The 12,937-nt window shown below is 60.5% G+C and carries 10 protein-coding genes; 3 read left to right on the top strand and 7 right to left on the bottom strand.

The genetic code is table 11. From position 1 onward, the window contains the following. Positions 1-96: 96 nt before the first annotated feature. The 4 genes from AABM54_RS11600 to AABM54_RS11585 all read right to left on the bottom strand — a co-directional run bounded on the left by AABM54_RS11600 (position 97) and on the right by AABM54_RS11585 (position 5,712). Entirely contained in the window at positions 97-2,577 is a 2,481-nt protein-coding gene (locus tag AABM54_RS11600) for a TonB-dependent siderophore receptor (protein WP_347905693.1), read from the bottom strand. A 105-nt stretch (positions 2,578-2,682) separates the two neighbouring features. Beyond that, positions 2,683-3,642 (bottom strand): FecR domain-containing protein, encoded by a 960-nt coding sequence (locus tag AABM54_RS11595; RefSeq protein WP_347905691.1) that lies wholly within the window; start codon positions 3,640-3,642, stop codon positions 2,683-2,685. Continuing rightward, entirely contained in the window at positions 3,639-4,160 is a 522-nt protein-coding gene (locus AABM54_RS11590) for a sigma-70 family RNA polymerase sigma factor (RefSeq protein ID WP_347905689.1), read from the bottom strand. Before AABM54_RS11590 ends, AABM54_RS11595 begins: the two co-directional genes overlap by 4 nt. A 130-nt stretch (positions 4,161-4,290) precedes the next feature. Beyond that, positions 4,291-5,712 carry a serralysin family metalloprotease gene (locus tag AABM54_RS11585; protein WP_347905687.1) on the bottom strand — a complete coding sequence of 474 codons (1,422 nt, stop codon included), beginning with the start codon at positions 5,710-5,712 and terminating at the stop codon, positions 4,291-4,293. A gap of 734 nt (positions 5,713-6,446) precedes the next feature. Here AABM54_RS11585 and AABM54_RS11580 point away from each other — a divergent pair. Continuing rightward, positions 6,447-6,776 carry a hypothetical protein gene (locus AABM54_RS11580; RefSeq protein ID WP_347905685.1) on the top strand — a complete coding sequence of 110 codons (330 nt, stop codon included), beginning with the start codon at positions 6,447-6,449 and terminating at the stop codon, positions 6,774-6,776. Positions 6,777-6,853: 77 nt separating this feature from the next. Here the strand turns inward: AABM54_RS11580 and AABM54_RS11575 are convergent, their stop codons facing one another. Genes AABM54_RS11575 through AABM54_RS11565 form a run of 3 tightly spaced genes read right to left on the bottom strand, consistent with a single transcriptional unit; the run spans position 6,854 to position 9,906 of the window. After that, positions 6,854-7,750 (bottom strand): arginase family protein, encoded by an 897-nt coding sequence (locus tag AABM54_RS11575; RefSeq protein WP_347905683.1) that lies wholly within the window; start codon positions 7,748-7,750, stop codon positions 6,854-6,856. A gap of 48 nt (positions 7,751-7,798) precedes the next feature. Further along, positions 7,799-9,235, bottom strand: coding sequence for a heavy metal sensor histidine kinase (locus tag AABM54_RS11570; RefSeq protein WP_347905681.1), 1,437 nt, complete (start codon positions 9,233-9,235; stop codon positions 7,799-7,801). Continuing rightward, positions 9,232-9,906, bottom strand: a complete 675-nt coding sequence (locus AABM54_RS11565; RefSeq protein WP_347905679.1) for a heavy metal response regulator transcription factor — start codon at positions 9,904-9,906, stop codon at positions 9,232-9,234. The genes AABM54_RS11570 and AABM54_RS11565 overlap by 4 nt, the downstream gene beginning before the upstream one ends. 559 nt (positions 9,907-10,465) lie before the next feature. On the opposite strand from AABM54_RS11565, the gene AABM54_RS11560 reads away from it, so the two are divergent. Then, positions 10,466-11,662 carry a TolC family protein gene (locus AABM54_RS11560; protein WP_347905677.1) on the top strand — a complete coding sequence of 399 codons (1,197 nt, stop codon included), beginning with the start codon at positions 10,466-10,468 and terminating at the stop codon, positions 11,660-11,662. Positions 11,663-11,726: 64 nt separating this feature from the next. Next, positions 11,727-12,932, top strand: coding sequence for an efflux RND transporter periplasmic adaptor subunit (locus AABM54_RS11555; RefSeq protein WP_347905675.1), 1,206 nt, complete (start codon positions 11,727-11,729; stop codon positions 12,930-12,932). Positions 12,933-12,937: the final 5 nt, after the last annotated feature.

The following is a 12,937-nucleotide window of genomic DNA, read 5'->3' as shown; positions in this document are numbered from 1 at the left end:
TGCCCGCACAAGCGGCCTGACACCACGGGGCCCCGGCAGCCCCCGCCAACAACAGAAACGCCCCGCATTGCGGAGCGTTTTCACAAGTGCTGCCAATCAGAAATCGGCTTTGACCGACACCATGAAGTTGCGCGGATCACCGTAGTAATTGCCGAACGTTTCGGTGCCAACGGTGCGGTAGTAGCGCTTGTCGAACAGGTTGTTGCCGTTGAGTGCCACCGACCAGGTGTCATCGATGCGATAGCCGATGCGACCGCTCCAGACGGCATAGCCGGCCTGGGTGATGCGGTTGCCGGTTGCCGGCGAACTGCGGAAGTTGTCGCTTTGCGCATTGACCCCGGCGCCAATCGAGAAGCGCTCCAGCGGACCGCTGAGGCTGTAATCGCCCCACATCCGCAACATGTGCCGTGGCACATAGGTGTTGAACGCCGCACCGTTTTTGCCGCTGTCGATGTCTTCCAGGGTTTTGGTCTGGGTGTAGGTATAACCGGCCAACAGTTGCAGGCGGTCGATAACCTCGCCGCTGACTTCGGCTTCGAAGCCCTGGGCCCGGACCTTGCCGGCGTTGAGATAGCAGTAGCCATCCGAGGACGCGCAGGACGAGTTGTAGTCGGTTTGCGCCTGATCCTTCTGCACCGTACGGAACACGTTGAACGCACTGTTCAGGCGACCGTCGAACCACTCACCCTTGATACCCAACTCATAGCTCTGGCCCAGCAGCGGTGTCAGTGCCGATCCACTTTGGGTTCTGGCATTGCCTTGTGGCGTGAAGATGTCGGAGTAGCTGGCGTAGGCCGTCAGGTGCTCGTTGAGGTCGAACAACAGGCCGGCAAACGGTGTGACCTGACCGGTTTCCGTCGTCTTGGCCGTTTGTGCGATACCCGAGTCGATGAAGAACGAATCCGTGTCCGATTTGTACCAGCTCACCCGACTGCCGACGATGAAGGTCAGCGGGTCCGCCACCTTCAACCGTAGCGTGGAGTAGGCGCCGTACTGTTTGGTGATCGACTTGACCGGCCCACCGCGTGAGGCGTTGTCGATGAAGTAGCTGTCGTCCGGTTGCGGTACATGCCGGTCGGGATTGAATACGTTCTGGTTCTGTTTGAGGAAGGAGACCGCATAGAAGTCGTCCTTGTTCGAACGGCTGGCGTTCACCCCGAGCACCAGTTCATGTTGCTGGCCGAGGGCTTCAAACTTTCCGTCTATATAAGCGTCGAGGCCATAATCGACCTGATCGTAATCATACAGACTGCCCAGCAGGCGAGTGCTGCTGGTACCCGGAGCCACAGAGCTGGCAGCAAAGGCGTATTTCGTGTCCTGGGTATTCTGCGTATAGACCCCCGCCACCTTGAGTGCCCAATCATCGTTGAACTGGTGTTTCAGGTCACCGAAGTAAGTGGTCCGCTTGCTGCGCCAGGTGTTCCAGGATGGGTCCAGGCAGGTCGAGCGGCTGAGCTTCAGGTCCGCACCGGATTTGTACCTTGGCAGGCCGCCCCAGCAAGGGCTGGCGTCGACGTCTTCATAAGCGATCCCCAGGCCTAGCGCCGTTTCGGGCGTCAGGTCGTAATCGAGCGCGCCGTAGTAGACCTGATCCTTGCGTTTGTCGTTGTCGTAAAAGGCATGCCGGCTCTGTTCGGCGATCACCGCCCTGCCGCGCAAGGTGCCGGACTCGTTAAGCGGCCCGCCGGTGTCCACTTGCCCGCGATAGTTGTCCCACGTACCGCCCGACAAATCGAGTTCGGTTTTCGCGGTGCCCTGGCCACGTTTACGCACGAAGTTCACACCGCCTGCCGTGCCGCCCGAGCCTTTCATCATGCCTACTGCGCCGCGCAGCACTTCAACCCGGTCGTAAAACGCCATGTCGCTGCTGAAGCTGTCGGCCTGGACATAGCTGTTGCCCATGTCCAGCGGCACGCCGTCGTACTGATATTGGCCGCTCATGCGGAAACCACGGGAGTAGAAATACTTGCCGCCCATGGTCGAGTCGTAAACGGTGATGCCCGGGGTCTTTTCCATGACCTGATCGATGGTGTTCAGGTTCTGGTCATCGAGCATCTTGCGGGTCATCACGGTGACCGATTGCGGGGTCTCCTTGAGCGAATGCTCGCCCTTGCCGATGGTGACTGCACCCGTGGTGTAGGAGCCACTGTCTTGGGTGGTCGCACCGAGCATTTGCGCATTAATGCTCGTGGCGCCCAGCTCCAGGGCTGAGCCGTTGGCAGGTCGGGGGCGCAGTACATAACTGCCATTGGCCTGCGGTTCGGCTTGCAGCGTGCTGTTGCCGAGGATCCGGGCAAACCCTTCGCCGATCCCGAACGAGCCCTTCAACCCCGGCGAATGCAGCCCTTCGGTTTGTCGGGCGTCGAATGAAATGGCCGCGCCGGCCGCACTGGCGAAACGAGTCAGTACCTCGGTCAGGTTACCTGCGGCGATATCAAACGATTGCACCAAATGCTGCTCGGTCGCCGACGCCGGCACCGCCGCCAACGATCCGGCACTGACAGTTGCCAGCGCCAGCAGCCCACCCCTCACCGCACTCGACAGGCGACCCGCACTCGGCTTGTACACAAAAGACATGCTTACCCTCCCCCATAACCATCATTTGAATTCACTGAGGGATGAGCCGAACAACGCCAATGAAAAGTGCAAAAAGCTAAAAATATTCTCAAGAACCTGGCAGAGCTAGGCCGAAACCCTGACCCAGTAACGGCTGTAGCGGGTGATGTTGAGGGAAAAACCACTCTGCAACGCCGCCAGTGCCAGGTCGGTGTTATCGACCGGGAAGGCACCGGAGATTTTCAGCTCGGCAACGGCCGCGTCACAACGCAGCACACCGGGGCGATAACGGGACAGGTCGTCCAGCAACTCGGCCAGTGGCCGGTCGACAGCAATGATGCTGCCCTGCTGCCAGGCGCCCACTGACGCATCGTTGTGGCGGATGGCTCCCAGCGTCAGGGCGTTGAAGCTCAGGCGCTGCCCGGCTTCCAGTCGCACCGTCGGGCCACCGCCGGGAAGGCTGACCTGCACCGCTTTCTCCAGCACCGCCACCTCACCGCCACGGACTTGCGAGCGAACAATGAAGCGCGTCCCCAGGGCCTGCACCTGACCATGGAGCGTGTTTACCCGGAACGGTCGCCTCAGTGGGTCTGCCGCCGTACTGATGAGGATTTCCCCCCAGAGCAATTCAAGCAAGCGCTGCCCGCCGTCAAAGCGAACGTTGACCGAAGTGTCGGTGTTGAGCATCAGCGAGGTGCCATCGGCCAGCCGCACCTCCCGCCGCTCACCGACTGCCGTACGGTAATCGGCCAGCAGGTGTTGAGCCGTCTCGCTGCGCCAACTCAACCAGCCCAGCGAACTGGCCGACGCCAGCACCACCACGCTGCGCAGCACCTGGCGCCGCGATCGATCAGCGCCCTGCAAGGTCGGCGCGACAAACGCACCCGGCACGCGGCCCATCTGCTGGCGCACCGACTCGATCCGCTGCCAGGCCCGCTGATGCAAGGCGTCGGCGGCTTGCCACGCGCGCCAATTCTGGCGGTCCTCGTCGCTGGCCTGTCCCGATTCAAGCCGAGCGTACCAGTGCGCCGCCGCACTCAAGGCTTGCGATTCGAGGGCTGACAAAGGGGATTTGGGGGACTTCATGACAACGGCATCTGTAGTTGCATCAGGCAGCAATGCTCCATGGCCTTGGCCATGTAGTTGTTCACCGTGCGCGTCGAAATGCCCAGCCGCCCGGCGATGTCCGGATAGGTCAGGCCTTCGAACTGGGACAGGATAAACACCTGCTTGACCTTCGAACCCAGGCCTTCGAGCATTCGATCGATTTCCAGCAAGGCTTGCAGCATGATCGCCTGTTCTTCGAGGGACGGTTGCTCCCCTTCAGGCGCACAGGCCAGGACGTCCAGGTAGGACTGTTCCAGCGAACGGCGGCGAAACAAATCGATCAGCAAACCCTTGGCGACTCTCGACAGGTACGGCCGTGGTTCGCGAATGTCCGTGGCGTTGCGGGCCTTGATGACACGCACGAACGTGTCTTGCGTCAGGTCCGCGGCATCGCAGGCACTGGCCAGGCGTTTGCGCAACCAACCGAGCAGCCAGCCGTGATGCTCGCAGTACAAGTCATTGACGGCACTGCGCAGAGAAAGGTCGTTGACGGGCATGACGATGAAAATTCACTAGTGATAATGAATCGCATTGTCATGTAGCACTCTGGAGTTGGCAATAGGCAGGTGCCCGCGCTATCACCCTTCAAGGAGCGACGCATGACGCGCCGCTCCCCGTGTACGTGGATCAGGCGATAAAGTCAGTCGCTGCTGCCTGACCAACCGTGCCTACCGCGAAATCAACGGCGCCCTGGCCGGTGAGGTCGATGTACAGGCTGGTCTGATTGGTTTCGGCGAAGTACGTCAGGATCGCGTCGCCGGCATGGCCGGTGAAGCCGCTGACGAAGTTCAGCGTGGCCGCGCCGGTTGCGAACTCCTTGATGCCCGACAGGTCGATCTTGTCCAGGCCGCTGGTGAAATCCATGATCCAGTCTGGCGCCGTCATGGTCGAATCGGAGGCCGCGCCGTACACGAAGGTGTCCGCGCCTTCCCCGCCCCACAAGGAATCGCCGCCGCCACCACCGAAGATGATGTCGTTGCCGGCACCGCCTTCGATCAGGTTGGCCGCCGCGTTACCGATCAGCAGGTCGTTGCCCGAACCACCGATAGCATTTTCCACGGTCACGCCATGGGCAATGGAGACGTTGCCGACCAGGCCGCCCACGTCGGAGAACGAACCTTCATTGAGGTTGATCTTCTGGTTCTGGGCGAAACCGGAGAAGTCCAGGGTGTCGTTGCCACCGCCATCCCACACCGAGAACACCAGCTTGGAAGCTGCAGAGGTAGCGCTGTAGAAATCGCGCTCGGCATTGGAGTTGAAACCGTACACGGTGTCATCGGCACGGGTGCTGAGGTTGGCACCGTAGAGTTTCTGCACGGCAACGATGTCATCCATCAGCGGCGCCGACGCGTATGCGCCCTTGAAGTCCTGGCCGGTGTTGTTCTCGCTCCAGTAGCTCATCAGGCTGTAGCCACGGGTGTCCTGGGCGTAGGTCACGTCGTTATAGGTCGGGTTGCCATTACCAGCGTTATAGACGCCAGGATGGGACAGGCCCAGGCTGTGACCGATTTCGTGGGTCAGGGTCTGACGGCCGTAGTTGTTGGTGCCCGGCGTCTCGTTGACCCGGTACTTATCGTTGATCAGGTACCAGGACTGACCGTCATAGCTGCCGCCCGACGGCAGGTAGGCGAACGCTGCACCGCCAGTGCTGACGTTGTAGTTACCGAAGCTCAGGTGACCGTCACCGCTGGCCGCGCCTTCTTTGAAGCTCACGTTGGCCACGTCCGACCAGGACTGCAGCGCCAGTTTCGCCTGCTCTTTCTGCAGGTCGCTGAACTCGCTGAAGGTGCCCAGTTTCGGGTCGTAGTTGGCAGGAGGCTTGTTCATGAAGCTGAAACTCAGCTCGACCTTGCCGTTGGCGTCCTTATCGTGCCAGGACATGTTCTTGCGCAGGATGGAATCAGCCGCCTGATCGGCGGTGAAGGAAGGTTTGCCATTGATCAACTCACTACCGCCACGATCATACAGATGGCTGAAGGCGTCGACCTGAGAGTAGGCCGAGCTGACCTGGCCTGAAGATACAACCGCTTTTGCTTTGGCTTGCGACATCACTTACGTCCTTGTTTCAAATAGTCGGTTTCCGATAGACCACGGCGACCCCGTTAGCGAGATCGTCCTATCACTCGCCCCATTACAGGCGCCATGAAACTGACACAGTTTGAAACCCGCAGCCTATTTGATTTTTAGATAGCGTCAGTCAGACCCCGGCCAGCCGGTCACTTTTAATACTCGCCCCCTGCAAACTTTCCTCAACCTCCGTTTGCCCCAGGAAAGGCTCTGGACAGCGCCTGTGAGCGTGCGTTCAGTGGCGGAAAATAAATATGTAGTGCCATTAAAAAAACACTACAAAGCCGTTGACGCTTTCAATTTGCCCTTGCATGATGCGGACGTCTCCCTGATCGGGAGTACAGGCAAAGTGTTAACGAGCAGCCTCGTCCGACCGCCGAGCTGTTCGACCGTAAAGGTACTGCCCACAAGGCAGATTGATGAAGTTGACCTGGCATGAGCGTCCGCAACCTGGACAAGAAGCATTGGCGAAACCCTCACGGCATGTGTGGCCGAATGTCGGCAACAACCTCCAGGCGGATCGCGGCTTTTGTCCCTTGTGACGTCATTGCGTAGCAGCTTCTCAGCAGGACTACATCTCAGGCCCGGTGCCTGTTGTGTAGTCGACAGGCCAGCCCTGTCGTCCTGGCTGCGGTAACAGGGTTTATTTACCGCAAGGGCTACACGTTTCAGCGAACCAACCAGAACAGATCACCATTTGGTCAAGGGGCTTACACATGAATCTGAACAATCAACCAACTATTGATGAACTGGCTCGCATGTTCGCAGCGCAAAAAGACAGCCACGACAGCCATATCCTCTGGGTGTCGACGTCGGGCCAGGTGCATATCGACTGCCTGTCGCCCCACGCCCACGAGGCCGAGTTCGAACAGAACACCCGCGACCTGTGCGCCCGACTGAAGATGTACCGTCGCGGCCAGGGTTATGTCGGCAAGAAAGCCGCCGCCGACAAGGACTTCATCGGGCGCGTCCTGCAAACCCTGCGCAATGAATGGCAGGCGTTGCAGACCCCCAACGAAGTCCGGGTCATCGACCGGTTTTGCTGAGTCGCCACCTGACGCCGTGATGTCCCGGCGTTAAACGACAGGGCCCGTTTGCCTCAAGCAACGGGCCCTGTTTTCGTTCAGTCAGACGACAATGCCAGCGTCAGGCACTGCACGATTCGCTCGGCACAGACGCCCGCAGGGTCGAGGTCAGGGTCGTAGATCGTCACGTCAATCCCGATGCAGTGTGGCGACCTGAACAACCCCGCGAGCAACTGCGTCAGTCTCGCAAATGATGGGCCGTCCGGCTCCGGACAGTCCGCCGCAAACATCTCGGCGCCATCGACAACATCCAGATCCAGATGAATCCAGAAACCTTCGGTGTGCCGGGCGACCGTGGTCAGCACCTGGTCAATCAACGGTTCGATGCCCTGCGCCGCCATTGTCTGGCTGGTGGTCAGCGTGATCGCGGTGCTGGTCAGGTCAGCCAGGTATTCATCGTTTGCCCGAACCCCGACAACATGCACATCCGCCTCTTGCACGTAAGGCCCGCGCCCTTCGAGGTTGACCAGACGGGCATCGCCACGCCCGGTGACAATCGCCAGGTCTTCGCCCGCCGCGGCCCTGATTTCGTCGGCGTTGCCGGGATGACGGAAATCGCTGTGGGCATCCAGAAACACCAGGCCATAACGCCCCCGGCGCTTCAAGGCCAGCAGGTTGCCCAGAAGAATGCTGCAATCACCTCCCAGCACCAACACCCGGCGACCTTGCTCGATCAGCGGCTGGAGACGGTCGGCCAGGCGAATCGAGTAATCCGCCATCGCGACGGCGTTGCGGTCGCCCTCCCCAACCGTCCATTGGGCGTTGTAACGCGGCGGCACCACGCACCCGGCATCGTCAGCGTTCAAAAACCCGAGCAGGCCACGATCACGCAAGGCCCACGGCAGTTTATAGCACCCCGGAACGCTGCCGGAATCCGGCGGGCTGAGCCCCAGATTGGAGGGAGCATCGAGAACGGTGAGTGTGCCGCGAGCCATGGCGTTGTTGCTCTTTCCATTGAGACGCCGAGTCTAAGCCATACCGAATCAGCTACGCACTACACCGTGCTCTGGGTGCCCCGGTGCATCGCCGCCCGGAAACACCAGGCGAAACACCGTGGCGCTGCCGGGCAGACTCTGGGCGTCGGCCGAACCCTGATGCAGGCTCATGATCGAGCGCACAATCGCCAGGCCCAACCCGGTGCCGCCCTGCGCACGCGAACGGCTGTTGTCGACCCGGTAGAAGCGGTCGAACAGGTACGGCAAGTGTTGCGCCCCGATGCCCGCGCCAGGGTTGCCGACCAGCACCGAGACCTGTTCGGCGTGGGCCTCGATCACGATGGAAATGACGTTACCGGGCGGACAGTGGCGTATCGCATTGGACAGCAAATTGGAGATAGCCCGCTGAATCATCAACCGGTCACCCAGCGTACTGGCGCTGCCCGAGACCTTCAGCGTGATGCGTTTGTCTTCGGCAGACAGCGAGAACAGCTCCACGACCCTCCGCGCCTCGTCCTCCAGAACAATGGTTTCAAACGGCACGAACGCCGCCGGATGGCTGACCTGCGCCAGGAACAGCATGTCGGAAACGATCCGGTTCACCCGCTCCAGCTCTTCGGTGCATGACGCCAGCACCGATTTGTATGCCTCGGGCGGACGCTCGCGCGACAGTGTGACCTGCGCCTTGCCCATCAGGTTGGTGATGGGCGAACGCAACTCATGGGCCAGGTCATCGGAGAATTGCGACAACTGCTGCACGCCGCTGTCGAGACGGTGCAGCATGAAGTTGATGCCATGGGCCAATTCGCTGAGTTCCTGGGGCATGTTGACCACCGACAGCCGATGGCCAAGGTCCTGGGTCGAAACCATGGCGGCCACCTTGCGAAACTCGCGCAGTGGCGCCAGCCCCCGCTGGACAATCGCCCACGCGCTGATGCCGATGACAATCAACAGCAGCGGCAACGCGACGATGGTTGAACTGAGGTAGGCGCTGAGCAGCGCTTCGTCATTGGAACGATCAATCGACAGCAACACCGGTACCGTCTCGCCGTCCTTCAATGGCATGAGCCGGGATGCGGTGAGGAAATGATTGCCCTGCCCGTCCGAGCGGCTGAAGTACGAGAGCTTGTCGACAGTCGCGGTGGCCGCTTCGGTCTGCGCCAAGGCCGGGTTTGGCAGCGTGGTCCCATAACTGAGCAACGGCTGCGCCGGGTTCTGTTTGTCGAGGATGGTCAGGTTCAGGTTGTCGTGCCCCATCACCTGATCCAGCAGCGAATGGGGTTTGCGGGAAATATCTCGGGCACTCATGTCCATCGACAGGCTGTGCTGGATCTGCGCCATTTTCTTTTCCAGGCTGCTTTTGGCCAGGCCATCCAGTTCATGGGTGAGCGCCAGAAACGCCAGGATCGCCAGTAACACCACCAGCACCGCGCCCATGATGCTGACCGTCAAACCCAGGCGCATCGACAAACTCGCCGGCTTCATTCCCGAGCCTCCAGCACATAGCCCACGCCGCGCAGGGTATGGATGAGTTTGGTCTCGAACGGGTCGTCGATTTTCGCCCGCAACCGCCGAATCGAGACCTCTACCACATTGGTGTCGCAATCAAAATTCATGTCCCACACCAGCGAAATGATCTGGGTGCGCGAGAGTACCTCGCCAGACTGACGCATCAGCAGGTGCAACAGCGCGAACTCCTTGGTGGTCAGGTCGATGCGTTGTTCACCGCGAAACGCGCGGTGGCGGCCCTGATCAAGCTCCAGGTCGGCCACTTTCAACACATGCGGCAAGGGAATGTGTTCGCTGCGCCGCATCAGGGTACGGACCCGCGCCAGCAGTTCGGGAAACTCGAACGGCTTGACCAGGTAATCATCGGCGCCCAGGTCGAGCCCCTTGACCTTGTCGGCCAGGCGCCCTCTGGCCGTCAGCATCATCACCCGCGTGTTACCACTCTTGCGAATATGTTCGAGCACTTCCCAGCCATCCAGCTCGGGAAGATTGACATCCAGAATAACCAGGTCGTAGGCCTGTTGGCGGGCCAGATGAAGACCGTCGGCACCGGTCGATGCAACATCCACGACATAACCACTTTCCGTTAAACCCTGGTGCAAGTACTCGGCAGTTTTCAGCTCGTCCTCAATCACAAGGATTCGCATACGTTTTCACCCTTAAATAAATACAGATAAATAAATAATGAATTAACCCGGAAAATTAGAGTGATTTCTTGTTTGGCTTTCCAGGCAAATAAACAGTGGTATTGGCTACACCTTGAGCAAAGTCATTTGCTGCCTTCAAGGGCTGCAACCCTAAAGCCTGAAGTGACTACAAGGTCAATCGAGACAGCCGTGCTTGAGGGCTTAAATCAGGATTTGCGACGAAATGCCGCAGGCATTGACGCAATATACCGGTTAATTCTCTTGCTCTTGCATGGATAAATAAATCTAACAAGTGCAGTTCGGCGGATAACAGCCGGCTATTTGTTTCTTGATATTGCCCTCTCACCCCCCGACACTTTCCATGCTAATGCAAAACGTTATGACGCAGCGGCGGATAACGTATTTGTAATTATCCAGTCACCTTTCTGATAAGCACGGCCCACTACATTCGCGGCATAGACATTACCGTATGAAGGAACCCTCAAAAGTGTATGGGCCTATAACGTTATACAGACCGCCAGGCATCAGAACTTCCCTCTATTGTGTGGGCCTGTTGTCCATGCTGTTGACACTGAACGCCGCCGCGCAAGAACCCGCACTCACCTTGAATCAGGCACTGGCCACCGCGTTTGCCAACAACCCGGATCTGGCGGCCGCGCAATGGGAAATCGGCATTGCCCAAGGCGACCGTCAACAGGCTGGGCTGATTCCCAACCCCGAAGTATCGTGGCAGGCCGAGGACACGCGGCGCAATTCGCGCACAACCACCGTAATGCTCAACCAGCCGCTGGAACTGGGCGGCAAGCGCGGCGCACGCATTGACGTGGCCAGCCGCGCCCAAGCGGCGGCGGATGTCGAACTGGAGCGCCAACGCAACAGCTTGCGGGCCGATGTGATCGAAGCCTTCTACGGCTCCGCCACGGCGCAACAGCGCTTGCTGCTGACGCGCCAGTCCCTGACGCTCGCCGAGCGCGGGCTGAATGTTGCGCAAGGCCGGGTCAATGCAGGCCAGTCATCACCGGTTGAAGCCACGCGCGCGCAGGTGCAGTTGTCACAAGTACGCTTGCAGTTGAGCCGCGCCGAACGCGACCAGGCCACGGCCTACCAGCAACTGGCCCACGTTACCGGTTCACCGAAAGCGAGTTTCGAACGTGTCCAGGAACCGGCCGGCGCGGTGCCGCCAGCCCCCTCCTCGCCGCAATTGCTGGGGCGGTTGGCCGAGACCGCCGAGCTGCGGCTGGCGCAATTACAGATCAGCCAGAAAGAAGCATCGTTGGGCCTGGAGAAAGCGCAGCGGATTCCCGACCTGACCGTGAGCGTCGGCAGCCAGTACAGCGAGACCGACCGCGAGCGCGTCAACGTGGTCGGGCTGTCGATGCCGATTCCGCTGTTCAACCGCAATCAGGGCAACGTGCTGGCGGCCGCTCGTCGAGCCGATCAGGCGCGGGACCTGCGCAACGCCACCGAACTGCGCTTGCGCGCGCAAGTCCAGACCACCCTCGACCAATGGACCACGGCGAGCACTGAGATGAACGCGTACACGCTCACGATCCTGCCCGCCGCGCAAAGCGCCGTCGACACCGCCACCCGAGGGTTCGAGAAAGGCAAGTTCGCCTTCCTCGATGTGCTCGACGCACAGCGCACCCTGATCGACGCCCGCAGCCAGTACATCCAGGCCATCGCGGACGCCACCAGCGCCTGGGTGCGCATCGAACGCATCTTCGGCGACATGAACGCGTTCACCCACACGCCTTGAAGCCTTTTCAAACCACGATTTTTCACACCCATTCGCCGCAGGCAATGGAGTGTCGGGAGTATCCATGGACACAAAAACCATCCTCGCCATCGCGCTGACCCTGATTGCAGGCGTCGGCCTGGGGTCATTGCTGACGAAACAGGCGCAAACACCCAGCGCCCAGGAGCAGCCGCATGCCGAGCACGGCGACGAAGACGCAACGCCCGCAACTGACGCACATGCCGAAGGCGAAGCCGAGGAAGAAGACCACCTGACGCTGAACGCTGAACAGATTCAAGCGGCCGGCATTCAGCTAGCCGATGCCGGGGCGCAGGACATCGGCCTGTCGCTGCCCTTCCCCGGTGAAATCCGTTTCGACGAAGACCGTACCGCCCACGTCGTGCCACGTGCCGCTGGCGTGGTCGAACAGGTGCTGGTGAACCTTGGTCAATCGGTGAAAAAAGGCCAGTTGCTGGCCGTCATCGCCAGCCAGCAAATCTCTGATCAGCGCAGCGAGCAGGCTGCGGCGCAACGCCGGGTCGAACTGGCCCGCACCACGTTCGAGCGCGAGCGTTCGCTATGGCAGGACAAGATTTCTGCCGAGCAGGATTTCCTCCAGGCACGCCAAGCCTTGCAAGAAGCCGAGATTGCCCTGAGCAACGCCCGGCAGAAAATCAGCGTGCTCAGCGGCAGTACCGTGGCCAGTGGCGGCAATCGTTATGAGCTACGCGCCCCGTTCGATGGCGTGGTAGTGGAAAAACACCTGGCCCTCGGCGAGGTGGTCAACGACAGCACCAGCGTCTTCACCCTCTCCGACCTGTCGCAGGTGTGGGTGACGTTTGGCGTGTCACCCAAGGACCTGAACCAGGTGCTGGTGGGCAAATCGGTGAACGTCAGTGCCACCGAACTGAACGCCGAAGTCGCGGGTACCGTGACCTACGTCGGCAGCCTGCTTGGCGAGCAAACCCGCACCGCCACGGTCCGCGTCACCCTGGCCAACCCGCAAGGCGCCTGGCGCCCGGGGTTGTTCGTGACCGTGCGGGTGGCCACCGAAACCCGCCAGGCGCGGGTCGCCGTACCGGAAACCGCGATCCAGACCGTCGAGGACAAACCCTCGGTGTTCGTGCGCACCGCTGACGGCTTCAAGGCGCAGCCCGTGGTGCTCGGCAGCCGCGCAGCCGGTCAGGTCGAAATCACCCAGGGCCTTGCTGCCGGGGCGCAGGTCGCTGCGGCTGGCAGCTTCATTCTCAAGTCAGAACTGGGCAAGGCCTCGGCCGAGCACGCTCACTGATCCGT

The sequence above is a fragment of the Pseudomonas purpurea genome (assembly GCF_039908635.1).
Lineage (GTDB): Bacteria > Pseudomonadota > Gammaproteobacteria > Pseudomonadales > Pseudomonadaceae > Aquipseudomonas > Aquipseudomonas purpurea.
Note: the sequence above shows the minus strand (reverse complement) of the source record. Positions and strands in the feature narration are given on the sequence as shown.

Coding starts and splice junctions, on each gene's coding strand:
- AABM54_RS11600 (WP_347905693.1), bottom strand. CDS start 2,577: ATGTCTTTTGTGTACAAGCCGAGTGCGGGTCGCCTGTCGAGTGCGGTG.
- AABM54_RS11595 (WP_347905691.1), bottom strand. CDS start 3,642: ATGAAGTCCCCCAAATCCCCTTTGTCAGCCCTCGAATCGCAAGCCTTG.
- AABM54_RS11590 (WP_347905689.1), bottom strand. CDS start 4,160: ATGCCCGTCAACGACCTTTCTCTGCGCAGTGCCGTCAATGACTTGTAC.
- AABM54_RS11585 (WP_347905687.1), bottom strand. CDS start 5,712: ATGTCGCAAGCCAAAGCAAAAGCGGTTGTATCTTCAGGCCAGGTCAGC.
- AABM54_RS11580 (WP_347905685.1), top strand. CDS start 6,447: ATGAATCTGAACAATCAACCAACTATTGATGAACTGGCTCGCATGTTC.
- AABM54_RS11575 (WP_347905683.1), bottom strand. CDS start 7,750: ATGGCTCGCGGCACACTCACCGTTCTCGATGCTCCCTCCAATCTGGGG.
- AABM54_RS11570 (WP_347905681.1), bottom strand. CDS start 9,235: ATGAAGCCGGCGAGTTTGTCGATGCGCCTGGGTTTGACGGTCAGCATC.
- AABM54_RS11565 (WP_347905679.1), bottom strand. CDS start 9,906: ATGCGAATCCTTGTGATTGAGGACGAGCTGAAAACTGCCGAGTACTTG.
- AABM54_RS11560 (WP_347905677.1), top strand. CDS start 10,466: ATGCTGTTGACACTGAACGCCGCCGCGCAAGAACCCGCACTCACCTTG.
- AABM54_RS11555 (WP_347905675.1), top strand. CDS start 11,727: ATGGACACAAAAACCATCCTCGCCATCGCGCTGACCCTGATTGCAGGC.